Source organism: Alcanivorax hongdengensis A-11-3 (genome assembly GCF_000300995.1).
Classification (GTDB): domain Bacteria; phylum Pseudomonadota; class Gammaproteobacteria; order Pseudomonadales; family Alcanivoracaceae; genus Alcanivorax; species Alcanivorax hongdengensis.
Window position 1 is genome coordinate 1 of record NZ_AMRJ01000020.1, and the last position, 26709, is coordinate 26709.

General features: G+C 61.7%; 25 protein-coding genes and 1 tRNA gene. 7 read left to right on the forward strand and 19 right to left on the reverse strand.

All coding sequences use genetic code 11. The features are described from left to right. Positions 1–123: 123 nt before the first annotated feature. Positions 124–3183 carry a beta strand repeat-containing protein gene (locus A11A3_RS12060; RefSeq protein WP_157375657.1) on the reverse strand — a complete coding sequence of 1020 codons (3060 nt, stop codon included), beginning with the start codon at positions 3181–3183 and terminating at the stop codon, positions 124–126. A 148-nt stretch (positions 3184–3331) separates the two neighbouring features. On the opposite strand from A11A3_RS12060, the gene A11A3_RS12065 reads away from it, so the two are divergent. After that, a complete protein-coding gene (locus tag A11A3_RS12065; protein WP_008929584.1) occupies positions 3332–4291 on the forward strand; it encodes a helix-turn-helix transcriptional regulator in 960 nt (319 codons plus the stop codon). Positions 4292–4468: 177 nt separating this feature from the next. Here A11A3_RS12065 and A11A3_RS12070 read toward each other — a convergent pair whose 3' ends face one another. The 4 genes from A11A3_RS12070 to A11A3_RS12085 form a co-directional block, all read right to left on the reverse strand. Further along, positions 4469–5668, reverse strand: a complete 1200-nt coding sequence (locus tag A11A3_RS12070; RefSeq protein WP_008929585.1) for an acyl-CoA dehydrogenase family protein — start codon at positions 5666–5668, stop codon at positions 4469–4471. Positions 5669–5687: 19 nt separating this feature from the next. Further along, positions 5688–6443, reverse strand: a complete 756-nt coding sequence (locus A11A3_RS12075; protein WP_008929586.1) for an SDR family NAD(P)-dependent oxidoreductase — start codon at positions 6441–6443, stop codon at positions 5688–5690. A gap of 65 nt (positions 6444–6508) precedes the next feature. After that, positions 6509–6997: an NUDIX hydrolase gene (locus tag A11A3_RS12080; RefSeq protein WP_008929587.1), complete on the reverse strand. Its 489-nt coding sequence runs from the start codon at positions 6995–6997 to the stop codon at positions 6509–6511. A gap of 99 nt (positions 6998–7096) precedes the next feature. Further along, positions 7097–8125, reverse strand: a complete 1029-nt coding sequence (locus tag A11A3_RS12085) for an AraC family transcriptional regulator (RefSeq protein ID WP_008929588.1) — start codon at positions 8123–8125, stop codon at positions 7097–7099. A 131-nt stretch (positions 8126–8256) separates the two neighbouring features. Here A11A3_RS12085 and A11A3_RS12090 point away from each other — a divergent pair, with 131 nt between their 5' ends. Then, complete coding sequence (locus A11A3_RS12090; protein WP_008929589.1) at positions 8257–9318, forward strand: fatty acid desaturase family protein; 1062 nt, start codon at positions 8257–8259, stop codon at positions 9316–9318. A gap of 104 nt (positions 9319–9422) precedes the next feature. Here A11A3_RS12090 and A11A3_RS12095 read toward each other — a convergent pair whose 3' ends face one another. Further along, positions 9423–9968 (reverse strand): macro domain-containing protein, encoded by a 546-nt coding sequence (locus A11A3_RS12095; RefSeq protein ID WP_008929590.1) that lies wholly within the window; start codon positions 9966–9968, stop codon positions 9423–9425. A gap of 35 nt (positions 9969–10003) precedes the next feature. After that, positions 10004–10708 carry a pseudouridine synthase gene (locus A11A3_RS12100; protein WP_008929591.1) on the reverse strand — a complete coding sequence of 235 codons (705 nt, stop codon included), beginning with the start codon at positions 10706–10708 and terminating at the stop codon, positions 10004–10006. A 117-nt stretch (positions 10709–10825) separates the two neighbouring features. Between A11A3_RS12100 and rep the strand changes: the two genes are divergently transcribed. Further along, positions 10826–12847, forward strand: coding sequence for a DNA helicase Rep (rep, locus tag A11A3_RS12105; RefSeq protein ID WP_008929592.1), 2022 nt, complete (start codon positions 10826–10828; stop codon positions 12845–12847). A 7-nt stretch (positions 12848–12854) separates the two neighbouring features. Here the strand turns inward: rep and A11A3_RS12110 are convergent, their stop codons facing one another. The 6 genes from A11A3_RS12110 to A11A3_RS12135 form a co-directional block, all read right to left on the reverse strand. Further along, a complete protein-coding gene (locus A11A3_RS12110) occupies positions 12855–13181 on the reverse strand; it encodes a c-type cytochrome (protein ID WP_008929593.1) in 327 nt (108 codons plus the stop codon). 3 nt (positions 13182–13184) lie between these two features. Then, entirely contained in the window at positions 13185–13661 is a 477-nt protein-coding gene (locus A11A3_RS12115; RefSeq protein WP_008929594.1) for a c-type cytochrome, read from the reverse strand. Positions 13662–13745: 84 nt separating this feature from the next. Beyond that, complete coding sequence (locus tag A11A3_RS12120) at positions 13746–16340, reverse strand: CHASE2 domain-containing protein (protein ID WP_008929595.1); 2595 nt, start codon at positions 16338–16340, stop codon at positions 13746–13748. Positions 16341–16343: 3 nt separating this feature from the next. Further along, a complete protein-coding gene (locus A11A3_RS12125; protein ID WP_008929596.1) occupies positions 16344–17453 on the reverse strand; it encodes a FecR family protein in 1110 nt (369 codons plus the stop codon). An 11-nt stretch (positions 17454–17464) separates the two neighbouring features. Beyond that, positions 17465–18154: a response regulator transcription factor gene (locus tag A11A3_RS12130; RefSeq protein WP_008929597.1), complete on the reverse strand. Its 690-nt coding sequence runs from the start codon at positions 18152–18154 to the stop codon at positions 17465–17467. A gap of 84 nt (positions 18155–18238) precedes the next feature. Beyond that, complete coding sequence (locus tag A11A3_RS12135; protein WP_008929598.1) at positions 18239–18562, reverse strand: DMT family transporter; 324 nt, start codon at positions 18560–18562, stop codon at positions 18239–18241. A 280-nt stretch (positions 18563–18842) separates the two neighbouring features. On the opposite strand from A11A3_RS12135, the gene A11A3_RS12140 reads away from it, so the two are divergent. Together A11A3_RS12140 and A11A3_RS12145 are read left to right on the forward strand one after the other, a co-directional pair. Then, positions 18843–18919, forward strand: a tRNA-Arg gene (locus A11A3_RS12140). Positions 18920–19372: 453 nt separating this feature from the next. Then, positions 19373–20659: an OmpP1/FadL family transporter gene (locus tag A11A3_RS12145; protein WP_008929599.1), complete on the forward strand. Its 1287-nt coding sequence runs from the start codon at positions 19373–19375 to the stop codon at positions 20657–20659. A 46-nt stretch (positions 20660–20705) separates the two neighbouring features. On the opposite strand, the gene A11A3_RS12150 is transcribed toward A11A3_RS12145, so the two are convergent. The 6 genes from A11A3_RS12150 to A11A3_RS12175 form a co-directional block, all read right to left on the reverse strand. Next, positions 20706–22274, reverse strand: a complete 1569-nt coding sequence (locus A11A3_RS12150; RefSeq protein WP_008929600.1) for a PepSY-associated TM helix domain-containing protein — start codon at positions 22272–22274, stop codon at positions 20706–20708. Beyond that, positions 22271–22528, reverse strand: a complete 258-nt coding sequence (locus A11A3_RS12155; RefSeq protein ID WP_008929601.1) for a hypothetical protein — start codon at positions 22526–22528, stop codon at positions 22271–22273. The genes A11A3_RS12150 and A11A3_RS12155 overlap by 4 nt, the downstream gene beginning before the upstream one ends. Then, positions 22525–22797: a hypothetical protein gene (locus A11A3_RS12160; protein ID WP_008929602.1), complete on the reverse strand. Its 273-nt coding sequence runs from the start codon at positions 22795–22797 to the stop codon at positions 22525–22527. Before A11A3_RS12160 ends, A11A3_RS12155 begins: the two co-directional genes overlap by 4 nt. 118 nt (positions 22798–22915) lie before the next feature. Further along, positions 22916–23494, reverse strand: a complete 579-nt coding sequence (locus A11A3_RS12165) for a hypothetical protein (RefSeq protein WP_008929603.1) — start codon at positions 23492–23494, stop codon at positions 22916–22918. Further along, positions 23494–24108, reverse strand: a complete 615-nt coding sequence (locus A11A3_RS12170) for a hypothetical protein (protein ID WP_008929604.1) — start codon at positions 24106–24108, stop codon at positions 23494–23496. The genes A11A3_RS12165 and A11A3_RS12170 overlap by 1 nt, the downstream gene beginning before the upstream one ends. Positions 24109–24444: 336 nt before the next feature. Further along, on the reverse strand, positions 24445–24681 hold the full coding sequence (locus A11A3_RS12175) for a hypothetical protein (protein ID WP_008929605.1): 237 nt from the start codon (positions 24679–24681) through the stop codon (positions 24445–24447). Positions 24682–24876: 195 nt separating this feature from the next. On the opposite strand from A11A3_RS12175, the gene A11A3_RS12180 reads away from it, so the two are divergent. Both A11A3_RS12180 and A11A3_RS12185 read left to right on the forward strand, forming a co-directional pair. Further along, complete coding sequence (locus tag A11A3_RS12180) at positions 24877–25974, forward strand: alpha/beta fold hydrolase (RefSeq protein WP_008929606.1); 1098 nt, start codon at positions 24877–24879, stop codon at positions 25972–25974. Further along, complete coding sequence (locus A11A3_RS12185; RefSeq protein ID WP_008929607.1) at positions 25953–26609, forward strand: class I SAM-dependent methyltransferase; 657 nt, start codon at positions 25953–25955, stop codon at positions 26607–26609. The genes A11A3_RS12180 and A11A3_RS12185 overlap by 22 nt, the downstream gene beginning before the upstream one ends. Positions 26610–26709: the final 100 nt, after the last annotated feature.

A 26709-nucleotide genomic window follows, 5' to 3' on the forward strand; every position in this document is an offset into this window, starting at 1 on the left:
CCCCGTCATACTGAGCTGATCCTGTTCTACTGTTGGCTGTAATCTGTGTCCCAGCCTCTAGCAATATATTCCCAACAAAGGGAACAGCAGAGTTAACACTTATAATGCCTGACGTGATATGCGTCAGTCCGGTGTAAGTCTGTGCGCTATACAGCAAAATGCTACCCACATTCCAAGTAACGCTGCCGCTACCACTGATCCTCCCCGCTTATTCAGCATAATGCTATCCACATTCCAGGTAACGCTGCCGCTACCACTGATCCTCCCCGCGTAATCACCAGAACTGGAATCGTCAATCAACACATGTCCGTCGTTAAGAATATTGCCTCCCAGGTTAGAGGCGTTTCCCCGCAGCGTGCCTTCCCGCACCCACCAGTCCTGGGCCTGAGACAATCCGCCGGACAGCGCCAGCGTCCCTTCACCGGTTTTAACCAACCCATTCGTCGCAGTAATGTCATTCTCAATCGTCGCCACATAACTGCTGCTGGCCGCGCTACCATCGCCCACGCGGATTTCCCCTTCCGTACCGGTCAGGTTCAGGGCATCGCCGCTGAGAACATAGCCATCGCTGGCGAACTGGATGCCTTGTGCTTCCACCGCGCCATCCGCATCCGACACCGTGACGGTACCGGCATCGCCGGCGAAGATGGCAAAGCCAGGAGAGGGAATCATGGGGCCGGTGATGGAGCCGGTGGCGTCGGTCCAGACGTGATTCGTCGCCGTCCAGGTGCCGTCGCCACCGCCCTGGGTGGTGCCGCTGGCCAGGCCGTTGGCGTTCCAGAAATTCAGCGTGGTGCCAACGGTATTGATCAAGTTGATCTGCTTGTCGCCGGCCAGATATTGCAGGGCGTAGGCGGGATCCGGGTTCGCCAGTTGCAGGCCACCGTTGCTTTCGGAAAGGGTGCCGGTGTAATCGAAAAGACGATACAGGCCCGGCCCGAAGCCACCGGTATCGTTGATGGTCAGCGTCGAACCATTGATGGCCAGATCGCCATTGACGGAGACACTGTCGCTGGAACCCGGCGTCACGAAATCACCGCTTGGCGCACCGAACCCGAAATCCAGCAGGCTGCCCTGTTCCAGGGTCAGGTTGCCGTTGATGGTCAGTGCACCCAGACCATCCCCCGGTGCCAGGGTGCCGCCGGACAGCACCGTGGTGCCGCCCAGTGAACCACTGCCGCCCAGCAGGCCGCCATCGTTCACGGTAAAGGCCACACCATTCATGGCCCCGTTCACAAACATGCCGCCGGCATTCACCGTGGCATTGCCCGTCATGGAGTGATCGGCGGAGAGAATATAATTGCCGGCACCGTTCTTGATCAGGTTGCCCGCGCCGGAAATAACGCCGTCGTAGAAATAGTCATTGCCGCGATTGATTTCCAGGGTGCCGGGAGTGCCACCAAAATACACATCCGCCACGATGGTTCCAGTGTTTCCTCCCGTTCCCAGAGTCAGTGTCGCTGCGTTATTGATTCTGGTCAGACCTGTAAAACCGGTGTGGTCTGCCGTCCAGACCACATTCCCTCCGTTAATGAAATAAAGCCCATCTCCCGAAATTACCCCGTCATATTGAGCTGATCCTGTTCTACTGTTGGCTGTAATCTGTGTCCCAGCCTCTAGCAATATATTCCCAACAAAGGGAACAGCAGAGTTAACACTTATAATGCCTGACGTGATATGCGTCAGTCCGGTGTAAGTCTGTGCGTTATTCAGCATAATGCTATCCACATTCCAGGTAACGCTGCCGCTACCACTGATCCTCCCCGCGTAATCACCAGAACTGGAATCGTCAATCAACACATGTCCGTCGTTAAGAATATTGCCACCCAGGTTAGAGGCGTTTCCCTGCAGCGTGCCTTCCCGCACCCACCAGTCCTGCGCCCCTGAGCCCGTCAACGTCCAGGTTCTGGTACCGGTTTTTTCAAAACCTTCAAAACCCTGAAAGGTGCTTCCCACAGCATTCGTAAAAAAGCTACCGTCAACATCGCCACCCAACGCCAGTACGTCATTGTTGCCATTGGCCAGCACATTGCCGCCCAGGCTGTAGCCACTTTCCAGGGTCAGGCGGTTGTCGCCACTGGCAAAGAGGATGGCGGTGGGCTGGTTGGCGCCGGGGTTCACGGTGCCGGCCAGGGTCACGTCCAGATTGGCACCGTGGATGCCGTAGCCGCCAATACCATCGGTGCCCGCCGTGCCACCACTACCGCCCGAGCCACCGTCGCCGCCTGCCACTAGCGCGCCGGCACTAATGATGATTTCAGCACCTGCATCTGTCTGGATACCTGCCCCACCATCACCACCATCGCCGCCGATGCCTTCTGCACCAGCCGCTCCGCCATTGCCACCATTGCCACCGTGGAACTCCGCACCGCTGAACAGGGTGAAGCGGTCCCCCGGGGAGGTAATAAGCAGTCCCGGGCCACCATTGCCCCCCGCACCACCATTACCGTAGAAGTAATCGGAAGAGCCACCCGCACCGCCATCGCCACCCGAGGTAGAAAACGTGAAGTAATAATCTCCCGGTGCCAGCATAGAGCCTGCGCCGCCATCCCCCCCATCACCACCATGACTGAAGGGGCGCGACGCATCCCCCAGGGTGCCCGGCAGGTTCACGAAATGAATCCCCGTGGCCGAAATCGGCGTGCCCGTGATATTGGCAATCTGCAGATCCAGGAAGTTCTGCGCGCCCTCGATGATCAGCTGGTCACCACCGGAGCCGCTGTCAGTCACACTGGCGCTCATCTCGAACGGGCTGATGATCTGGTCAATGGTCGCTGCCAAATCAATCAACCTGTCGCCAGTATTGATGGTGACAGTGGTCGCAACACCATCCACAGTGACGCGGATCTGGTCACCATTATTGATGCCAGCCACGGCAGTCAGATCAGTTCTGTCCGCGTCAATACCGGTTGTGGTCGACGCTTCATAGGCAGGAGCGTGCGAGTAAACCAGACTGGCACCATCGCCACCGTTGCCCCCATCATCAAACGCCCCACCGTCACCGCCATCGTGCCCCTGCCCCCCGGTAACACCGTCATGCCCCGTGCCATCGGCACCATCGACCGCCGCGCTTGCCACCCCCGGCAACAACAAGAACGCCAGCGCCGCCCCGAAGGCACACAGTATTTCTGCGCGAACAGCGTGAGACTCGCCACCATGGTGACGTCGAATAAAAAAAGACATGACCTACCCCGACATGATTTTTTTGTTTCTGCGCTGTAGGGTAGAGAGCGGCTTGAGTGAGAACCACTTCTCACTTATGTCATTTTCCGGGTTTTTATCATTTTTCCGGGGCGTTCATTCTTTTTGATGATCTCAGGCCATTTTCATTATGGATAATCACGACAACAACGAGACACCATCCCGCCTGGTGGTAGCCCATATGAATGGTGGCCAGGCCATTGATCTGCCCGGCATCCGCGGGCGCATGGAACGGCTGGAGTTTGCCAGTGGCATGGTGCTCTATCGCATGGAATACGAAGCCCTGGATGACTGCCATGTGCAGGTGCAGAACAGTTTCAGTGAACCCTGGATCGGCTCCGCCATGCACCTGCAGGGCCATTCGGAATTGAGCCACCCCAATGGCAATACCTTCAGCCTGACCAGCGACTCTGCCTTGCTGATGCGCGTGGACCCTTCGGGCAGTCGCTTTAGGTTATTCAAGGGGCAACTGATTCGCCATGTGGGCGTAGCGTCAACCCTTTCCCCCTTGCTGGAACGATTTGATGGTGAGCTTCCGGAAAAATTATCGCTTTTTCGCGATAAAAAATTTGGCGACATCCAGATCGGCCAGTCGTTTTCCCCCAGCAGCCGCTTGCGGCAGCTGGGCGGCAACCTGTTTGATCACAACGCCCGCGGCACTGCCCGAAAGCTGAAACTGGAAGGTATCGCCAATCTGTTTCTGGCAGAAATCATCGAGCTTTTCTGTGATGATGACTTTAATGAAGATCGCATTATTGTCTGGGAAAAGCAGGCATTGACGGATATCACTTTACACATTGAAAACCACTTGGGCGGCGACCTTTCCATTGCCCGCCTGGCCAATCAGGCTGGCATGACGGAAAATCGACTGGATCAACTTTTCCGGCAGAAGTTTCACCTCAGTTGTGCCGAGTACGTGCGCAATGAACGAATGGCTGCCGCCAATCGCTGGCTGGAAAAAGGCGAATTGTCCGTGAAGGAAGTGAGCGAAAAAACCGGCTACCGCCATGTCAGCAACTTCTCCCGCGCCTACCGCGCCCGCTTCGGCGAAACCCCGGCCAGAACCCTGCGCCGCGCCAGCAACGGTTAAGGATCCTCTGACAAACCCCTTGCATGCTCAGGAGCCAGGCGAGCTGGGCTTCTACAAAAGGCATCTGATTCACGTTATGTCCGTTGAGCACAGAAACACAAAAAAGCCCCGCGAATGCGAGGCTCTTTGTTGTGCATGCTGCTTGTGCGTGAAGCGTGTTGCAGCTGAGGAGCAGCCTTACACGCCCCACTTGAAGAAGTCGCGCTTCTCCTTGAGATAAAAACGCGACAGCACCATCTTGTGCACTTCGCTGGCGCCGTCCACCAGCCGCGCCTGGCGGGCGTAGCGGTAGATCCATTCGAGCAGGGTATCCTTGGAGTAACCGCGGGCACCACACAACTGGATGGCAGTATCCGCCGCCTTGTGCAGGGTGTCGGCCACGTGGATCTTGGCCATGGAGATTTCCTTCTTGGCGAAGTCCCCCTGATCCAGCTTCCAGGCCGCCTGCATGGTCAGCAGGCGGCCTACTTCAATGTCCTTGGCCACGTCACCCAACATCCATTGCACGCCTTCGTGCTCGGCCAGGGTGGTACCGAAGCTCATGCGGTTTTCCACGTAACCGGCGGCTTCTTCCATGCAACGTTTGGCCAGGCCCAGCCAACGCATGCAGTGGGTCAGGCGGGCGGTACCGAGACGAATCTGGGTGACCTTGAGGCCATCGCCCACGTTGAGCAGGCGGTTCTCGTCGGGAATCACCAGACCATCGAATTTCAGCTCACAGTGACCACCGTGCTCTTCCGGGCCCATGATGGGAATGCGGCGCACCACTTCCCAGCCGGGCTGGTCGGCATCGAAAAGAAAAGCGGTCAGGCCCTTGCGCGGATCATCACTGGTCTTGGCGATGAGGATAAAGGTCTGTGCGCCTTCGGCGCCGGTGATAAACCACTTGCGACCCTTGATGATCCAGTTGTCACCGTCCTGGGTGGCGGTGGTATAGGTCAGCGACGGGTCGGAACCGCAGCCGCCATCGGGTTCGGTCATGGCAAAGGCGGAACGCACCTTGCCGTCGATCAGCGGCTGCAACCAGCGCGCTTTCTGCTCGTCATTGAGCACCTTGTTGAGCATGATCATGGTGCCGTCATCCGGCGGCGCGCAGTTGAAAACCACCGGGCCGAACGGGCTGCGGGCCGCTTCTTCGTAGAGCACGGCCATGCCGGCCACGCCCACATCCAGACCGCCGCGCTCTTTCGGTAGCTGGAAACCCCACAACCCCTGTGCACGGGCTTTTTCGCGCAACCCATCGACCACGCTTTCCTTGAAGTTTTCGTGGGCGTCGTAGTTGGCCCTGTCGTTTTCCAGCGGCATGATTTGCGCCTCCACAAAGGCCGCCACACGCTGGCGCAGGTCTTCCAGTTCCGGGCTCAGGGAAAAATCCATGATCTGTCCTCGGTAAAGATTAGAGAGTATTGCAAAGGTGGGCGCCGTCCACGGCGATGATGGCACCGCTCATGTAGGACGAGGCGTCGGAGGCCAGCAGCAGCAACGGGCCGACCAGTTCATCAATCTGGCCCAGACGGCGATAAGGGATGCGCTTGAGCATTTTTTCCGCCTGCGGGCTGCTGAAGAAATCGCGGTTGATGTCGGTCTCCACATAACCGGGGCAGATGGCGTTGCAGCGAATCTGGTAGCGGGCGCAATCCAGCGCCAGGGATTTGGTCAGCTGCACCACGGCGGCCTTGGATGCGGTATAAGGGGCAACACGGCCGCCAACGCGCAGACCGAGGATGGATGCAATGTTCACCAGGCTGCCCGGGCGCTCATCGCGCTTCCACTGCTGAATGGCGAACTTGGAGACCGCCCACACCCCTTTCAGGTTGGTGTCGACAACCCGGTCCCAGTCTTCTTCGCTGAGGTTTTCGGTGGGGCCTTCATGGGACACCCCGGCGTTGTTGACCACCACGTCCAGCGCCGGCATCTGCTCAAAGGCCGCTTCCACACTGGCATGGTCGCTTACGTCCATGGGCACGACAGTGGCCTCGCGGCCCAGGTCACGGACGGCGTTGGCGGTATCTTCCAGCTTCTCCACCCGGCGGGCGGCCAGCACCAGGTCAGCACCTTCCCGGGCCAGTGCCCTGGCGAAATGGGCACCGAAGCCACTGGAGGCGCCGGTAATCAGGATACGTTTACCGGCCACGCTGAATCGTTGTGTCATAAGGCTCTCCTTCTCGATGGGGAGAACCTACCCAGCAGACCCGCCGCCGACAAGGACCAAAACGCTCAGCGCCGCGATGCCAATAGCAAGGACAGGGCCACTCGGGTATCCGGGGTGGCATTCTCCAGGGCCAGGGCCTGGCGGGCCGGCAACCAGTCCACCGCCACCACTTCGTCACTGAGCGACACCGCCCGGGGGCAGACGGTGACCCGGGCCAGGGCGCCCCAGACCCGGTGATGGGGGTTGGCGAACCAGAACCACTGCCAGCGCCGGAAGTGGCGCTGCACGCCCAGCTCCTCGAACAGTTCCCGGCTCAGGTTGGCGGCCGGGCTTTCATCCGGTCGCATCACGCCGCCGGCGGCCAGGTCCCAGCCACCGGGGTAGAAGTGCTTGTCATCCGCCCGTTTCTGCACACACACCCGACCCGCCAGATCCTGCACCACCACGTAGGAAGCGCGATGGATCAGGCGCTGGCGCTGCATGCGGCCACGCTGGCAACTGCCACGGGGATGGTTGTGGCGGGAGACCAGCAGCACGGGTTCGTGATTGCTCATGGGCGATTGTTTTTGGCTGACGCGGACAGGAACACTATCGTCACGGGCCGGGGATTGCTACAGGGAAAAGACGACGATCCCGCCTGGAGGAATACGGATTTACGGCTGGAAGTGGCTGGGCGGATGCCCGGTCCACTTGCGGAAGGCACGGGCAAAGTTGCTGGGGTCAGCATAGCCGAGCTTGTTGGCCACCTGTTGCACGGTGATATTGGCCTGCAGATAACGCATGGCCTTGGCCATGCGCACTTCTTCCAGCAGTGAGCGGTAACTTACACCCAGCGCATTGAGATAGCGGCGCAGGGTTCGTGAGGTCACATGGAAGCTGCCGGCAAGCTGTTCCAGGCTGGGCAGCATGCCCTCCGCCTGCATCAGCCGAGCCCGCACGCGGCTGGCCCAGTCCTGATCCGCTTCCAGCTTCTGCAGTTCTTCTTCGCACTTCTGGGCGGCCATCTGCCGGGAGGCGCGGTCAGCCAGGGTGAAAGGCTCATCAAGCAACGACGCGGGCAGGCGCAGGGCCGCCACCTCGGCATTGAACTGCACCGGCATATCCAGCAGCGCGCGGTAGCGCTCGGCATAGTGCGGCGCCGGATAGGGCAGCTCCAGGGTGGCGTCGCGGAAGCGATCGCCGAGCAGGTAGCGAATGCCGCCCACCAGGGCAGCGGTGACCACTTCCAGGTAGGTTTCCCGGATCGGCCCCAGCGGCATGCTTTCCGCCAGGCAGAAGCGCACCCACTGGCTGCCCGGCTCAAGGCGCGGAATGCAAAGGCGGGTACGGGTGCGGAAGTAGCGCTCCAGCAGCCGCAGGGCATCGCCCAGGTTGTCACTGCTGATGGCCGCATAGCCCAGCAGGCCGTGGGCGGTGAGCGTCAGCTGCTGACCGAGAAGCAGGCCCAGGGCCGGGTCGCCGGTCATTTCCCGGGCACCCAGCATGACCCGGCTGAATTGCTCGAAACGCAATGCCGGTTCCTGGTTGTACACCTCGTCTTCGCTCAACCCCACCTGATCCAGCAGGCGCTGGGTATCCACGCCCACGTCACCGATCAGCTCCAGCAAATTACGCACGTAATTCACGGAGACCGGGGAACGGGCCGGGCCGGGGTCAAGCTGCACAAAACGATCTCGGGTCATGATGCTAGCATACGACAGTTTGCCCCCTGTCCGAAAATGACAGATCGCTGACCGGCTCGGCTCTTCGCCACCGCCACGGACCTGCCCACAATGGCGCCACTCAAAAACCCCCTCAGGAGAGGTTAGCCATCATGTCCGACGCATCTGCCTACAGCCGCCACTTCGGCGCCGATGATGCCCGCGCCATTCGTGATGCGGTAAAGAAAGACCTGGGCCCGGAAGCCTTCAAATCCCGGCCGAAACGCGCCCTGTGGTTCATTCCCATGAGCGCCATCATTGTGGCCAGCCTGGCCGCCATTCTCACCCTGGACCTGCCCTGGTGGGGCAACCTGCTGCTCAGCCTGCTGGCCGGCCATACCCTGGCCTGCCAGGCCCTGCTGGCCCACGAGGTGCTGCACGGCGCCCTGGGCATGAGCCGGCGCATGCAGGATTTTCTCGGCTGGGTCGGGTTTGGCCCGGCGCTGGTGCCACCGGAATTCTGGCGCCGCTGGCATAATGTGGCTCACCACGCCCACACCAACCTGGGCGACAAGGACCCGGACTCCTTCGGCACCATGGTCCGTTATGAAAAACACCCCCAGACCGCCAACTTCACCAAGCTGGCCCCCGGGGGCCGCACCTGGTACAGCTTCCTGTTCCTGTTCTATTCCTTCATGTTCCACGCCCAGCTGGTACTGCGCATGCAGACCCGCAAGCGCGAGGAGTTCAAGGGCTTCGACCGCAAGAAGGCCATCCGCCAGTCCTACCTGTGCATGGCCGCCTGGCTGACCCTGGCCATTGTGTCCGGCCCCCTGGCGATCTTCACCGTGTTGATCCCCATGATGATGATCAACTTCATTGGCCAGAGCTATATTCTCACCAACCACATGCTGCGCCCGCAGATGGACAACAACCACCCGGTGGACAACTCCATGAGCGTGCGCGCCTGGCGCTGGATCGACCCGCTGCACTTCCACTTCAGCCACCATGTGGAACACCACCTGTTCCCCAAAATGGGCTCCGACCAGGCCCCGAAAGTCCGTGCCTGGCTGCAGCAGGAAATGTCGGAGCGCTATGTCTGCCCGAGCCACGTCAAGGCGGTGGCCATGCTCTACAAGACTCCGCGGGTCTACAAGGATGCTCACACCCTGATCGATCCGCTGAATCCGGAGCGGACCGTGGATGTGATGAAGCTGCAGGGCCAGCTGGGCTAATTATTAGCCCACCGTGGGAGCGACGCTCGAGTCGCGAAGGCCAGGTCAAGACAACGCCTGTTCGCGACTCGAGCGTTGCGCCTGCAGGAAAGGTCAAACGACGGTCAGCGGGTGCACTCGGTCATGGTCTCCAGTACCTGGTCAAAGACAGCCAGGTCTTCCCTGGCAAACAGCACAAAACGCACCAGCTTGACTGACGTGAGGCTGTCCGCCTTGGCCGCCACGGCATACAGGGCAACCCGGGCCGCCGGGGCCATGGGGTAACCGAACACGCCAGTGGAGATGGCCGGAAAGCCGATGGAGGTCAGCCCCGCCTCGTCGGCCAGCTGCAGGGCCCGGCGATAGCAGGCGGCCAACAGCTGGTCGGCGGGTTCGTCCAGGCCGTAAACCGGACCCAGACAATGGATCACATGCCGGTTGGGCAGGTCGTGGCCGGCGGTGATCACCGCCTGCCCTGGCTGTATCGGCGCCAGCGCCTCGCATTCCCGGGCCAGGCCCGGACCGGCGGCGCGATGAATGGCCCCGGCCACGCCACCTCCGGGCCTCAGACGCGCATTGGCGGCGTTGACCACCGCATCCAGATCATCCTGACGGGTGATATCCCCCTGGACCGTTTCCAGGGTGACGGCGTGATAGGTGCGTTCTGCCATGACTTTCTCCCTGTCTGGCCTGTGACAACCGGAGCTCAGGACGCCGGCGGCGCGATGCTGGCCACCTCGTGGTCGGTCAGTGCCCGGTACTGCCCCGGCGCCAGCGCCGGATCCAGTGCAATCTCCCCGATCTGCTCACGATGCAGGGCCACTACCTTGTTGCCCAACGCCGCCAGCATCCGTTTGACCTGATGATAACGCCCCTCGTGCAAGGTCAGCCTTAACGAGCGCACGCCCAGGGACTCCGCCGCCGCCGGCAGGGTGGGCCTGTCCTCGCCGCGCAGGGCAATCCCCTCACGCAACAGCTGCAGGTCCGCCTCCGTCACCGGGTCGGCACAGGTTACCCGGTAGCGCTTGGCGCAGCGCTGGCCCGGGGCGGTCAGCCGGTGTGACCACTGACCGTCACTGGTCAGCAGCACTAACCCGGTAGTGTCCAGATCCAGTCTCCCGGCGGCGTGAAGGCCCGGGCGCTCGGCGCCTGGCAACAGATCCAGCACGGTGCGGTGATCCGGGTCATCGGTGGAACAGACCACCCCCTGGGGCTTGTGCAGCATCAGGTAACGGTGGCCCGGCAATTGCACAGGCTCCCCATGCAGCCACACGGCCTGCCCCGGATGCAGCCGGGTATTGGCGCGCGGCCGGGCTTCGCCGTCCACGGCCACCGCACCACGGCTGATCAGCTGCTTGACGTCCTTGCGGCTCAGGCCGGTACTGTGGGCAAGAAAATAGTCCAGTCGCATAGTGCATCATCGGCGGCGGAGACAGGCTGACATGATAACTGACAAGGGGCACTGGAGCGCGCCCCTGTCACTGGTATCATAGCGCTCCGTTCCACCCCCCGGATAACTCGGAGCCCCATGAGCAGACTCAACCCCCGCCAGCAGGAAGCCGTTGATTACGCGGATGGCCCCCTGCTGGTTCTGGCCGGCGCGGGCTCCGGCAAGACCAGCGTGATCACCCGCAAGATCGCCTGGCTGATTCAGCAGCGGGGCATGGCGGCCCGGCACATCGCGGCGGTGACCTTCACCAACAAGGCCGCCCGGGAAATGAAGGAGCGGGTGCAGCAGCTGGTCAGCCGCGACCAGACCCGTGGCCTGATTGTCTCCACCTTCCATAACCTGGGCCTGCGCATTCTCAAATCCGAGCTCAAGGCCTGCGGCCTGCGCAATGGCTTTTCCATCCTGGATGGTGCCGATAGCAAGGAAATCCTCAAGGAGATCCTGCGCCAGGGCGAATCGGAACAGGATCTCAATGCGGTGGATGCCATCCACAAGCGCATCTCCGACTGGAAGAACGCCCTGGTGCTGCCCGAGGAAGCGGTCAGCACCGCCGACAGCGACGAGGCCCTGCGCGCGGCCATGGCCTATGGTGGCTATGACCGCATGCTGCGGGTCTGCAACGCGGTGGATTTCGACGACCTGATCCTGATGCCGGCGCGCATGTTCCGCGAGCAGCCGCGCATTCTGGAAAAGTGGCGCAACCGCATCCAGTACTTGCTGGTGGACGAATACCAGGACACCAACGGCGCCCAGTACGAACTGGTGAAAATGCTCACCCTGCCGGAGGGCAAATTCACCGTAGTAGGCGACGATGATCAGTCAATCTATGCCTGGCGCGGCGCCCGCCCGGAGAACCTGGCACAACTGCAGGAAGACTGGCCGACCCTAAAGGTGGTCAAGCTGGAACAGAACTACCGCTCCACCGGCCGCATCCTGAAAGCGGCCAACACAGTGATCGACAACAACCCGCACGTGTTCGAGAAAACCCTGTGGTCGGATTTCGGCTATGGCGAACCGATCCGCTTTTCCGCCCTGCGCGATGAAGACGCGGAAACCGAATGGATCGCCAGCGATATTTTCCACCGGCGCCTGCAACAGGGCCTCAAGTGGAAGGACTTCGCCATCCTTTACCGCGGCAACTTCCAGTCCCGCATTCTGGAAATGAAGCTGCAGAGTCTGTCGATTCCCTACAAGGTCTCCGGCGGCACCAGCTTTTTCTCGCGCAGCGAGATCAAGGACCTGATGTGCTACCTGAGACTGCTGGTCAACCCGGATGACGACAACGCCTTCCTGCGCATCATCAACACGCCGCGCCGGGAAATCGGCCCCACCACCCTGGAAAAACTGGCCACCTGGGCCCTTAAACGGGAACAGGGGCTTTACCATGTCTGTGACGACTTTGCCCTCAGCGAAGTCATGGCCCCCAAGTCCGCCGAAAAACTGCAGAAGTTCAAGGCCTGGCTGGATGCCAAACGGCAATTCTGCTTCGGCCAGAACAGCCTGCAGGCGGTCAACGAACTGATCAGCGACATCGACTATGAAGGCTGGCTGATGCAGAACGCCTCCAGCCCGCGCATCGGTGAAAAGCGCATCGAAAATGTCTGGCAGCTGGTACGCAGCATCGAGCGCATGCTGGAAAAACAGGAAGAAGAGGACGACGGCGCCAGCGACCTGGAAGCGGTGATCAAGAAACTGGTGCTGCTGGACATGCTCGAGCAGCAGGAAGAGGAAGACGACTCCGACCGGGTGCAGCTGATGACCCTGCACGCCTCCAAGGGGCTGGAATTTCCCCACGTCTACATGATGGGCGTGGAGGAAGAGCTGCTGCCACATCGCACCAGCATCGAGGAAGACAATATCGTCGAGGAACGCCGGCTGATGTACGTGGGCATTACCCGCGCCCGCGAAACCCTGGCCATGACCCAGGCGCTGACCCGCAAGCAATACGGCGAAAAGGTGGACACCTCCGCCAGCCGCTTCCTGGAAGAAATCCCCCAGGAAGATATCGACTATCTGGGCATCGGTGTACAGAAAGACGAACAGAAGGAAGACGCGGTGGCCCAGGCCAGCATTGCCAATTTACGGGCATTGCTGGATTAGCCTTTGGTTATTTGGCGCCGCTCTCCTTGAGCATGTAAATCACCGTGGCGCGCAGCTCTGCATCGCTGCAATCAAAACAGGTACCGCGAGCGGGCATGGCGTTCTGGCCATGGATGGCGGCGCTCACCAGGCCCTCGAAGCCGTCTTCTTCCATTTCATCGGACCAGGCCATGCGGTGGGCCGGCCCCACGCGGGGAGCACCGTTACTGCCACCGGCATGGCATTGCGAGCAATAGCCCCGGTAGATCTGGTCCGGGCTACGGCTGGCGGTGTTGCCTGGGTCATTACAGGCCGCCAGTGTCAGCACCGCCAGCAGCATCATCAGAAAGCGCAAGGGCTATTCACTCTTGTGGATCATGTACTCGATGGCGTTCTGGATTTCCTGCTCCGAACAGTCGCCACACATGCCCTTGGGCGGCATGGCATTGAACCCGTTAACGGCATGCTTGAGCAGGGTGTCCTCGCCCTTGGCGATGCGCGGCGCCCAGTCCTGCTCGTTGCCGACCTTGGGCGCACCCGCCACGCCGGCGGTGTGGCAGGGGGTGCAGGCACTGTTGAACACCTGCTCGCCACTTCGCGGAGCCTTGGCTTCGCCGTCCCCGCCGGCGGCGGCCACTTCGCTGGCGCCACAGTCCTTGCCTTTGACACACACCGAGCCCACCGGCTTGATGCGCTCGGCCACGGCGCGGTCACTGAGGATGGAGCGCTCCCCCAGCGGGTAGGGGGAAATCTCTTCTGCGTTCTTGGCGCTGGCCGCCCCTGCCACTAGCAGGGTCAGCATTATGGTCAGACCGGCGATGATCCCTTTGCTCATGCTGCCACCTCTTGTTGTTGGTGTTGCCCGGGCAGTGCGTCAAAAAAGTATACCCACTGTCCCGCCCGGCACCAAACCGGCGCTTCAGTCCACCTCGATGCGGGTCAGCGTCAGGGTGAAGCGGCTACCCTCGTTGGGCTCACTGTCCACCTGAATGCCACCGCCATGCAACTCGGTGACCACCTTCACAAAGCGCAGGCCCAGGCCGGCACCACGGGTGCGCGCGCCACCGCTGGTGCTGGCGCGGCTGAAGCGTTCAAACAGGTGGGACTGAAATTCCTTCGGAATACCCACGCCCCGGTCACGCACCTCGCAACAGACCTTGTCGTCGCGGGCGTACAGGCGAACATCCACGGAGCTGCCCTCGTGGCTGTATTTCACCGCATTGGTGAGCAGGTTGACCATCAACCGCTCCAGCAGCTCGTTGTTGCCGTTGACCCAGACATCCTGGTCCGGGTCGTATTCGAAGCGCAGGGCGATGTCGCGACTCTGTGCCTGGATCTGCACCTGCTCGATGGCACTTTCCACCACCGCCAACATGTCCTGCTCGCTGAGTTCGACCCGCTCCACGGCCTCCACCCGCGCCAGTTGCAGGAACTGCTCGGCGATATTGAGGTTGCGCTGGGCATAGTGGGAAACATTGTTGAGGAAATCCTCCATGGGTGTGTCACCGGGGCTCTGGCGCATCTTTTCGGTGAGCGCCAGCACCGACACCATGGGGGAGCGCAGGTCATGGGAGAGGAAATCGAGCATTTCCGAGCGCGAACGCAAGGCCTGCTTCACATCGGAAATATCCTTGAAGGAAACAATCAGCATGCGCCCGGGCTTGTCACCGGCATGCACCAGCAGAATATCCAGATACAGGTCCGAACCCTGGCGGTTACGGCACTCCACCTGAATGCGCCCTTCGCCCAGTGCCTTCTGCAGCAGCTCGCGCCAGCTGCTGTCGCGCAGATCCAGTTCCCGGCCCAGCTCCATCAGGGTGTAGTGCTCGCTGTCCATGACACCGGGCTCCATGCCCAGCAGGTAGGACGCCTGCGGGTTGGCAAACACGATCATGCCGCAGGAGTCGGCGATCACCACGCCCTCGCGCATCTGTGCCAGGGTCACCTGGAAAAAGCGGGTTAGCGCTTCCTGGCGCTGCTCCTCGCGGCGCAGGCGGTCGATGTGCTTTTCCAGCACTTCGTAGCGCGGCCCACTCACCGGCGTGCGGTTGCGGGTGCGCACCAGCATGGCCCGCACCCAGTAATCATAGGTATCCGCATCCAGCGCCTGACGCCAGATCAGGCCCAGCTGGTAGCGCACGCCATCCAGCTTGAACACGTAACGCCGGGCCAAAGGCCCCTGCCAGTCACTGGGACGGGGCACCTCGCCCCCCTGCTCGTTACGGTCCGGACCGATCAACCGCCAGGCCTGCACCGGTAACACCTGGTTGAGCATACGGGTCATGGAAGACAGCGGTGCCGGATCAGTCAGACGGCGGTTCAGGTCACTGTATTCCGCCAGCCGTTCCAGGGCATTGCGCATGTAGGACAGGGAGTATTCCAGCCGCCGCCAGGTCCACAGCGGGTAGGCAATGATCGCCGCCGCCATGGCTGCCGCCGGCGGGAACCACAGCCGCAGGGTAATCAACAGCACCATGCTGACCAGCAGACACGCGAGCAGCACGCCACCCACCAGCGGCATGCTCCAGCGTGGCAAGACATAGGGCAGCAACAGCGGTGCCAGTAATGCCAGCACACAGCCCAGTATCAGGGTACTGACCGGGTCCATGTGCCGGATCAGCCGGTCATGGCGCAGGGCGTCCAGCAGATTGGCATTGATTTCCACCCCGGCCATCAACTCGCCCTGCCCGGCCATGGGCGTTGGCAGCATGTCGCCCAGGCCGGCGGCGGTGGCGCCCACCAGCACGATCTTGTCCTGGATCAGTTGCCGGGGAATCAGATCCTGCAGGACCTCCACGGCGGACACCTGCGGGTAGGTGTTGGGACCATCCACATAGGGAATGTAACGGTGAAACTTGCGCACATTGGCCAGGCCGGAGAACTCCTCGCCCCGATCCGCCGGGTAGAGGTTGTCGGCAATCAGCCCCTCCTGCTGCAACAGGGTCTGGGCGATATGCGGCCACCAGGCCTGGCCGATACCCGAGCGCATGTAGACCGAGCGGGCCACGCCATCGGTATCCAGCTCCAGGTCAACATGACCCAGGCCGGCGGCGGCACGGGCAAAGGGGGAATAGGGCAACACTTCGATCAGCTGGCCGCCGGAACGAAGCTGCTCCACATGGACCGGCAAATAGACATGGCCGTTGTTGGCGATGGCCTTGACCAGTTTCTGATCCGAGGCCGGATTACTCTGATCCGGCTCGGACAGAATCAGGTCCATCAGCACCGCGCGGGCGCCCATCTGCGTGAGCTTGTTGATCAGCTCGGCATGAACACTGCGATCCCAGGGCCAGCGGCCAATCTCGCGCAGGCTGTATTCATCAATGCCGACAATCACGATATCCGGGGAGGGCGTATCCGGCAGCGTGTGCAGCAGACTGTCATAGACATAACGGTTGATGAAGGACAGCGCGCCACTGAGTGACAGCAACACACACAAGCCGATCACCAGACCCAGCACCGATACGTGCTCCGCCAGGTAACGGCGTTGGGACACATCCAACCGTTTGGCCATAAATTACAACGTCAGTATCAAGGCGGCGCCGGCAACGAAGAACAGGACATCCCAATGTTTTTTGCTGGCAGGCTCGGGCTGTGGCTCGGGTTCCGGTGGCGGCGGCGGTTCATCTGGCACCTGCACAGCCTGCCATTGTTCTTCACCACGCAGCCCGTTGTCATCCTCTGCGCGTACCAGCAGACGATAATCGCCCGGTTTCAGCGTCTTGTGCCAACTGCCCTGCTGAACGTAATCCTGTTCGAGCAGGGTATCGCCGGGCTGTTGATACAGCTCCACCCAGTAACCGGCGGCATCGGCCTGGGTCGGCCAGACCGCCTGCAAGTCACCGGGGCGAGTCGTCACTACCACGTCCGGGGCCGGCAACAGGGCCACCGGCGCCACCGGCGGCTGATCCTGACGCACCAGGGTGCCGAAACCGGCGCCCACCGCCGCGGTCCGGGAACGGGCATCCACATCCACCTGCCCTTTCACCACTTCATTGCGGGTGGTGTCTTCATTATCCACTCGCACGTAGTACTGGGTGCCACGCACCGCCGCCGTGGCACCCGGGGTATACACCTTGAAAGGTTGCAGGTCCGGGTCCCGGGGGGTGACGCGGTTACGGATGGCACCGCGCTCCAGACGCAACTCGGTGGCGCCACTGTCCTGACCAAGAAAACGCCGGTAGCGGTTCACTACCAGCAAGCTGGAGGGTTTGATGATGACTTCGGACTGGTCGGCGAAGCGCAGGCGGGCGCTGCCGGTGGCTCCGGTTTCCAGCGCATCCCCGAATTGCACGGTATCGCCATTGGCGACCGGATGGGCCGCGCTGCCATCGGTGGGATAGAGCAGCACCTCACCTCGTACCGCTTCCAGCGAGGCCGGAATCGGTTTTTCCTTCAGCCATTCAACGGGAATGCGCAGGGTGGCGCCCGGTCGCAGGCGGCGCGGGTCGGCCACGTCATTGTGACGGGCCAGCTCATGCCAGCAGACTTCCGGCTTCTGGGCGAAGCGCTCGCAGACCTTCCACAGGGAATCCGACGGCCTCAGGGTGTACTGCCAATCCTCGCCTGCCCAGGCCGAGGGAGAAAGCAGGCACAGCAGCAAGGCTGCACGCAACCATACCCCCATAAAACATGTCCTTATTCGTCGACGGGCTCCAGACGATAGCCGTGCTGGTAGACCGTTTTGATGCGGTACCCCCGCTCCGGACGAATCTGCAAGCTGCGACGGATCCGGCTGATGTGCACATCCACGGTGCGGGATTCAATGGGTGTCATGATGCCCCACACCTTTTCCAGCAGGTGAGCGCGGCTCATTAACTTGCCCACATTCTGGAACAAGTAGCACGCCAACTCATAATCCTTGTCTGTCAATTTGACAGGTTCGTCTTCCAGCAGAATCTGCCGTCGTGCCCGGTCCACCGTCCAGGGGCCCGTAATGATCGCTGTTTCTTCATCCATGTCCGCCACACCTGCCCGGCGACCCAGCGCCGTGATTCGTGCCAGCAATTCCGCTTGCTTGGTAGGTTTAACCATATAATCGTCCGCCCCCTGCGTCAGCGCGCCGACAATGGATGATTCGTCATCCCGCTGGGTGGCAAACAGGACCGGGGTGCGGTTGCCACTGGCGCGGACTTCTTCCAGTACCGCGTAACCGCTCATGTCGGGGACTTCCCAGTCGAGCACCAGGATGTCGAAAGTGTCGCGGCGCAGCAGCGACATGAATTCGCGACCACTGGCCAGGTGAATACAGTTGTGGCCCGCTTCATGAAGCCAGTGAGTCACCAGCTCCGCCTGGGCCGAATCATCTTCTAGATAGGCAATACGCACGGTTTCACTCCATCATCCGCACCGAAAGGGTAACCATTCCTGTCTGTCACTGCGGGAAAAGATTGTAAAATGGCCGAGGCGGCGTCAACGGCTGGTGAGCTTGAGCCCCACCACGCCGGCAATGATCAACACCATGAAACCGATACGCGCCACGGTCAGCGGATCCTTGAAAAACACAATCCCGATCAACGTAATCCCCACCGCGCCAAGACCGGTCCACACCGCGTAGGCCGTGCCCACGGGAATCCCCTTCATGGCATAGGACAGCATCACCATATTCAACGCCGTCAGCACCAGCGAAGTCCCCACGGACGCCACCCCGGGTTGCATCTGGATCCACTTGAGACTCATTGCCCAGGCAATTTCCACAATCACCGCCGCCAGCAATACCGTCCAGTACAGGTTCATGCTCTCTCTCCCAAACCGGCCCGCCGCCAATGGCAGCAGGCAACGGGCTCATTGACAGAGAACCAGGCTGCCGGAAACCCGTGAAGAGACAGCCCGTACGCTCTGCCACCCTCGTGGCGGCAGGCGCGCAGATTATAACCAGTCAATCGCACACTGCATCCCATCCATGGACGCCGCAAACACAACCGGCTATCATTCGCCCCCGTTGAACCCTCGGGTTCCTGCCGGCAAATACCGGTAGCGTTAAGGCGGAGATGCGCCGCCAGTACAACAGAGTTCTGCGCCCGTAGCTCAGCTGGATAGAGCGTTGCCCTCCGGAGGCAAAGGTCAGAGGTTCGAATCCTCTCGGGCGTGCCATATAAAAAAGGGTCTCCCCATTGGGAGGCCCTTTTTTTATGGCCAAGTACGAGAACGTCACTGGAACCCCGGGTTTGACAAATGGCAACGCCATTCGAGCCGACCGCATGGCGCCCGACCCTCGGCCGTTTCGGGTTCATGCCCTCTCAACTTACCCCGCGAAATGCCCCTGCACCCCTGACAATAGCCGGCCAGCGCGGGCTTGCCCTCCAGGGTGGCCCGCCCCCGCTCAGCGCCTCCACAAGCCGTATACCAAATGCGCGAAAATGTTACCCCTCTACTCAAAACGCGAACACATGTGAACCTTCTTCACGACATATACACGCCGTTTCACCCTAATTTCCGTAGTTTTTCGCGGGATTTACGGCCTTTTTAGGCGCCAAACGGTATGTTGTTTTTTGTAACACGGTGGTACGTTGCGCGCGCACAACAACTTTCGGGATGAGCTAAACCATGAAGTATTTCCTCAGAACCGCCCTGGCCACCGCCATTGCCGCGACCAGCAGTCAGGTCCTGGCCAACGGCCTGGCCATCAATGAGCAAAGCGCCAGCACTGCCGGCACCGCCTATGCCGGTCGCGCCTCCACCGCCAATGATGCCAGCGCCCTGTACGGCAACCCGGCCGCCATGGCCCGCCTGCCAGGCAGCCAGATCAGTGCCGGCCTGGCCTTTGTCGATGCCAGCACCGACATCAGCCACGCCCGGGGCGCCGGCGGCAGCAACGATGGCGACATGGTGCCCTTCAGCACCATTCCCTTCGGTTACTACACCACCGCGCTGAACGACAAATGGCATGCGGGCATCGGCGTCTACGCCCCCTACGGCCTGATCAGTGACTATGAAGATGGCTGGGAAGGGCGCTATCACGGCCTCTACAGCAAGGTGCAGGTGATTACCGTGCAGCCGACCATCAGCTATGCGCTCAACGATCGCATCTCCTTCGGCGTGGGCCCGACCCTGAACCGCATTGATGGCGAACTGACCAGCAACCTGCCCAACGCCAATTTTGGTGGCAGCGGCGACGCGGAAGTGAAGATCAAGGGTGACGACACCGCGGTGGGCTACAATGCCGGCGTACTGTTTGCCCTCAGCAATGATCTGGACTGGGGCGTGACCTACCACTCCAAGGTGGATTACACCCTGGACGGCGATACCCAGGTCAGCGGCGCCAATGGCATGCTTGGCCCGATCCCCCCCAACCCGATGGTCCCCACCGGCCTGCCCGGCCTGAACGGCAGCTACGATGCCAGCCTGGATATCACCCTGCCGGAATCCGTGGACAGTTCCGTGACCTGGCGCACCAGCGATGCCCTGACCCTGTTCGCCGGCACCACCTGGACCCGCTGGAGCCGCCTGGACAAGATCGTGGTAGAGAACAGTGGCGTGAACGCGGCCTACGCGGCCAACTTCAACACCGTGGAAGAAGGCCTGAACTGGGAAGACACCTGGTCCTACGCACTGGGTGCCTCCTACAAGCTGAACCCGCAGTGGGTGGTGCGTACCGGTTTTGCCGTGGACCCGTCCCCCACCGACAACGAAAACCGCACCGTGCGTATCCCGGTGGGCGATCGCAAGACGGTCACCCTGGGGGCCGGCTGGACGCCCAGCGACAGCCTGAGCGTGGACTTCGCCTACGCCTACCTGTGGGAGAACACCGCCCAGGTCAATCAGGACGAGTACCACGCGGACTACGACAACAGTGCCAACGGCGTGACCGCCCAGGTCAACTACAAGTTCTGAGGCCTGTTCGCGTTGATGAAAAAAGCCGGGCATTGCCCGGCTTTTTTTATTTCACGGTAACCGTCTGCACGGCCTGATCCGAGCGGGGCAGCGGCCCCTCCTGCCACAGCGGGTGGGGCTCGGCCCGGCGCAGCCGGGCAATCAACAGGGCGCGCACCACCCATAACGACAGCGCCACCAGCAGCAGCATCACATTGACCGTGAGGTTATCCGGCACCACCCAGGCATAACGCCCCTCCAGCACCAGCTGCAGTAGCGGCACCGCCAGGTAAGCCAGCGGCGCCAGCGTCAGCATCCAGCGGCTGAAACGCAGTGGCACGCTACGCAAGCCGGCCACCACCAGCACCAACAACAGCGCCAGGAAGACGCCCTTTTCCAGTACCGCGATCTCTGCGCCCCAGGGGGTATAAGGCAACAGCTTGCTGGCCAGAAAACTGCCGGCCAGGCCGATCACCACCCCGAAACAGACACCCAGGGTCAGGCGCAGCAGGAAGACCGACGACCGACTGGGCCCGTTGCGGTCGGTGCGACGCTCACACCAGAGAATATTGCCGGAGACGAACAGCAGCGCCCCCAGCAACCCCATGGCAAAGTACAGCCACTGCACCAGCGAGCCGCCATAGTCGCCAAAGTGCAGCGCATACATGGGCGACAGGGTGTCGTAGTTGAAACTGCGATGGCCCGGCTCGATCACCCGGATCAATTGCGCCCGGGCATCCATCAACACATGGATGTGATGGCCCACCACACCGGGAATGCTGGCGGCCACATCCACCCAGGCGGCCTGGTCGCCATAACCGCGCACCTCGATCCAGTCCACGGTCAGATCCGGATGGGCCTGGCGGGCCCGGTCCAGATAGCGCTGCACCGGTGCCATTTCGGTGGGCTCTCCGGTTAGCGTCGGCGCCGGCCAGACTTGCGTCTCCTTGTCGATCACGCCCTGCAGCTGGGGACCAAACACCAGCGCCCCCATTACCAGTGCAATCAGGGTAAAGGCGCCCATGGCGGCACCGGTGACCGACATGATCAGGTGGAAGGGAAAACAGAGCACGCCAATGAGGTTGTGCAGGTTTTTCCAGTAACGACGCACATTGCCCTGGTGCCGCAGGGCAAAGAACTCCCGACGCAACTTCGGCCAGTGAATCACCAGCCCGGTGAACAGGGCCGCGCCATAAAGAATGGAGATAATCCCCATCAGCGTCAGCCCCACCGTGGGAATCGCCAGCTGGTAGTGCAGCTGATTGACGAAGTCCGCCAGCCCGGAATGCGGCCGATCGCCACGCTCACCGGCAGCATTGAAGTCACTGCTGTAGGCAGTCACCCATTCACCGGGCGCACCGTCCTGGCCACTCTGGAACCACATGGCGCCCGGGTCCGCACCGGGCAGCAGGTAGATGCGCTGGCGAGCATCCTCGCTGCTGGCGGTGACCTGTTGCAGCAGCCCCTGTACCGTACCGGCATTGGCCAGCTCGGTACGGGGTGTCTGCCAGTGATGAATCTCTTCATGGAACATGTTCAGGGCGCCGGCAAAAAAGGCCACGAACAGGGCCAGTCCGGCCACCATCCCCAACCAGGAATGCAGATCCACATAACGGCGCATCCGATCCGCTTTCATGCCGCCCCTCCATACAGGCTCGTGGCCTGCAACAACAATGCACTGGCGCCATTGGCGACCAGCAGCCCGACCAGGGGCGGCCAGGCACGCCGGGGAATCGCCACCAGACTGATCAGGACCATCCACAACACAATGGCCAGCAACATCTGCAATACCAGCCAGGACGACCAGGGCAAAGGCACCAGCGCCGCCAGCAGCCCCATCAGCATGATCGCCAGCGGCAGGGACAACGCGGCCGCAAACAGGGCTCTCATACCGTGCGCCCCCGTCGGCGGAAGCTGTCACGACCATGGCCCAGCGTCAGCGATAACCCCAGCACGGTCAGGGCAAACACCCAGAAGCCACTGAACAACCCCACGCCCACGCCGCAGGTACGCACCCACAAGACGGTCGCCACGACCAGCAACAGACTGGCCAGGCCACGACTCCAGCCCGGCAGGGGATGGTCACGCCAGCGCTGCTGGCGATCGCCCAGATAAAACAACACACCACTGGCCAGGGTGGCGGCCACTGCTAACCACATAACAGGAATGCTCAACGATATGATAATGATTCGTATTTAATATTACGAAAGGCGGCAGGGTCAAGCCGGAGCCACAAAAAAGGCCCCGTTGAGGGGCCTTTGCACACTGGCAGAAGCGCTAGCGAAGCTTGCGCAGCTCCTCACTGGCCTGGCTGAGCCTGGCCGTGGACAAACGCTGCCAGTCAATCTGTTCCCGGTCCGGCATCCAGACATCGGTGAATACGGTGGCATCGGCCACCGCCATTTCGCCACTGAGCATGGCCACACCGCAATGCTCACCGGCAATACCGCCGGCACGACGAATGGCTTCCCACCAGGCCGGCGGGCGCCAGTGCAGGCGCACATCAGTGAGGTTGCAGTCACGCTCCTGCTCGGCCACACAGCATTCCAGCCAGGCATCACGCTGGTTGCTGATGCCCTGGCGCCAGAGTACCGAGCCACCCACCATCACCAGCGACGGGAAGGCACGCAGCAAGGCCTGGCAGCGCAGTTCATCATCCTGCACTTCGCCGATGGAGGTACGGATAAAGACCGGTCGTGGCGGTGCCACCTGACGCACCACCCCGGATTCCAGCCATCGCAGCACCAATTCCATGGCCTGCTCCGGCCGGGCCGGCATCTGCTGCTTGAGATCCGCCAGGCTGAAAACCCGCGGCAAGCTGTCCAGAGAAGGGGTAAACAGGTCCGTCGCCATCATCAGGTGCGATCCACCGTCTTGATAACCGGCAACGGCAACCCGAACCAGTGACGCAAACGCAGTACCGCCGCCAGTACCGTGCAGATAACCGCCACCTGGCTACTGTGGCGCAGATCATGGCGCTGTGCCTCGGCCAGCAACGCCGCACGGCTTTCCAGCCGGGCGATCTCCTCATCACGGCTGGTGGCCGGACGCTGCCGCTGGGCCAGGCGCAGGGTCAGCAAGCGCCCCTGAATGTCCTCATCCAGAGCCTGATAGGCCCGGTCCAGCAGACTGCGGGTACTCAGACGCAAAGCGGTGCGCGCAGAGAGCGCGCTGCGCTGCCGTACCGGCGCCGCCGGCACCAGGCCCGCCAGCAACCGGGCCAGCACCAATAGCGGCGCCAGCCAGGCAGGTCGAGCCTGCCGGGCAGACAGATACCAGGACCAGGCTTTCAAACGCCAGATGTCATGGCGCAGCTCGCGGATTCGGCCATAGAAACGGCGCCCGGACGGGGAGGCCTGGGAAGCACGATAGACGGCCAGATACTCACTGAGCGCCTGGATTCGCGTTTCGGCGGCTTCCATGCCCAGTTGATGCTGCTCCACTATCTGTGAAAAACCCTGAGACCCCATGACAACAACTCCTGAAGGGGGTGAATACCCGAAACCGGCTGACGCCCCACTGGCAGCTGGCCGGGCAGCAAAAGGGTGCTGCCACCTTCCGCAGCGACCCAAAATGAATGACAGTCACTGTATCGTGGCGCCCGTTCCGCCCCCAGTACGAAAGAGTCCGATTTACGTGTTGGCTCGTAGCCATTTGTATCCTTTCGGATACAGTGACAGGGAAATAACGCTTTATTTACAGGGGTTTGTGATGCGCATCACAAAAGCCCCGCCACCATGGGAGGCGGCGGCCAGGCATAAAAAAAGCCGCCCGAAGGCGGCTTTTTGCGGGACCGGACGCCACACTCAGTTTTCTGCGGCGTCTTTCATGTCCTCGGCGGATTCCTTGGCGTTGTCATAGGCGTTATCCATATCTTCGCCCATCTCTTCCATGGGACCCTGGGTATCCGGGGTCATTTTTTCCACGGTCTTGTCAATTTTCTCGCCGGCTTTTTCCGCCGGGCCATCGTTGCTGTCACAGCCAGCCAGAACGGCGCCGGTGGCAAACAGGGAAATCAACATGGCTTTACCGAAAGTACGCATAGACTTCACTCCTTGATGGGATACGTCAGTTTGTATCGGATGAATGCACTGTATCCCAAAGGTGGGCACCCTCACCAAGAATTAAAGCGCGCTTTGCGGCCATTTTACGAATCATTACGATAGCGAGACACCCGCCAGAGCGTTGCCCGCCGGCGACTTTTCCCTGCTATCATGCGGTGATAATAAGGAGAACGCATGAAAATAGGTCGCGAAGTCGGCGGCGTTGCCCAGCTGGTCAGCCGCTTTGGCAACGAAGTCACCCAGGTGGTCCAGGATATCCATGGCACCATTGCCAACCCGCTGGGCTTGCGCGGCGCCAGTTATACGCCGGCGCCCATGGTCTACAACCTGATCCGCTATGGCTTTCGCCAGGCCGGCAACATGGCCGCGCTGGCCAACCTGGCGGTGGACCCGAGCCGGGAGCTGCGTGACAGCCTGGACCTGCAGAGCATTCTCAATGGCATCTTCGGGCAATTACTGGTGGAGCAGAACAGCCGCTATGCCCTGCCCATGCAAATGCTCGGCGCACCACTGAACCCCGACGCCGACACCCTGATTCTGTTTGTACACGGCCTGTGCATGAACGAGGCCTGCTGGCAAAGCCCGGCCAGCCTGGCCTTCGCCGACTGGGCCGGCCAGCAACTCAACGCCGAGGTGCGCTTTCTGCGCTACAACACCGGCCTGCATATCTCCGACAATGGCCGCAAACTGGCCGGTTTGCTGGCCCATACCGCCCTGCCGCGCAACCTGATCCTGGTCGGTCATTCCATGGGGGGCCTGGTGTCACGCAGCGCCCTGCACCAGGCCCGTGAACGGGGGGACAGCTGGGTCGACAAGGTCAGTCATCTGGCCTGCCTGGGTTCCCCCCATCAGGGCGCCCTGCTCGAGCGCATTGGCAATCAGGCCAACCGCCTGCTGGGCACCACGCCCTACTCCCGGCCCCTGATGCGACTGGCCAACCTGCGCTCCGATGGCATCCGTGACCTGCGTTTTGGCTATGTGCTGGAAGAACAATGGCGCGACCGGCCGCTGGACGAGCCCCGCCCCAGCAGCAAGGTACCGCTGGACCCCCATGTCCAGCAGTTATTCATCGCCGGCAGTACCAGCGGCCAGGACCAGGCCAGCCCCAGCGGCGACTGGCTGGTGAATGTGGACAGCGCCCTGGGCCGCACGCTCTACCCCCATGCTCCGCAGCTGCAACGGCACCTGTTCTATCGCATGGGCCACATGACCATGATCGAAGAGCCGCGCACCTACCAGTTCCTGCAACAATGGCTGAGCCGCACGCCGTGATCTGCCCGCTGTGCGAAGACCGCCGGGCCAGCATTTTTCGCCGGGTGGACGGGCAGGACTACTTCCGCTGCCCGACCTGCCGGCTGACCTTTCAGGACCCGGCCACCCTGCCGCCCCTCTGCGAGGAAAAGGCCCAGTACGATCTGCACGAAAATGACCCGGAGGATGAGGGCTACCGACGTTTTCTGGATCAGCTGGGCGCACCGCTGCGCGAGCGACTGGACACTGGAGCAAAAGGGCTGGATTTCGGTTGTGGCCCGGGCCCGGCGCTGGCCCGGCTGATGGAAGAGCACGGCCATCCCTGCGCCGTTTACGACCCGATCTATGCGCCGGACAGCGCCGTGCTGGCCCAGCAATACGATTTTGTCACCTGCACCGAGGTGCTCGAGCATCTACACCGGCCCGGCCGCGAGTGGCAGCAGTTTGCCCGCCTGGTGAAACCCGGGGGCTGGCTGGGATTAATGACACGCTGGCTGACCGATGACGACGGCTTTGATCGCTGGCACTACCGGCGCGACCCGACCCACGTCTGTTTCTGGCAGCCGGATACCTTCCGCTGGCTGAGCAGTCAGCAGGGCTGGAATCTTATCTTGATTGGCAATCCGGTGGTTCTGATGCAGCGAAGCGGGCATTAGCCCGCCACGGTCACCGCAACAAGCACCGCCAACGCCGCCAGCGACAGGACAACCAATGCCTGCCGGCCCGCTTTTTCTGCCAGTAAGTGGAAGCTATACA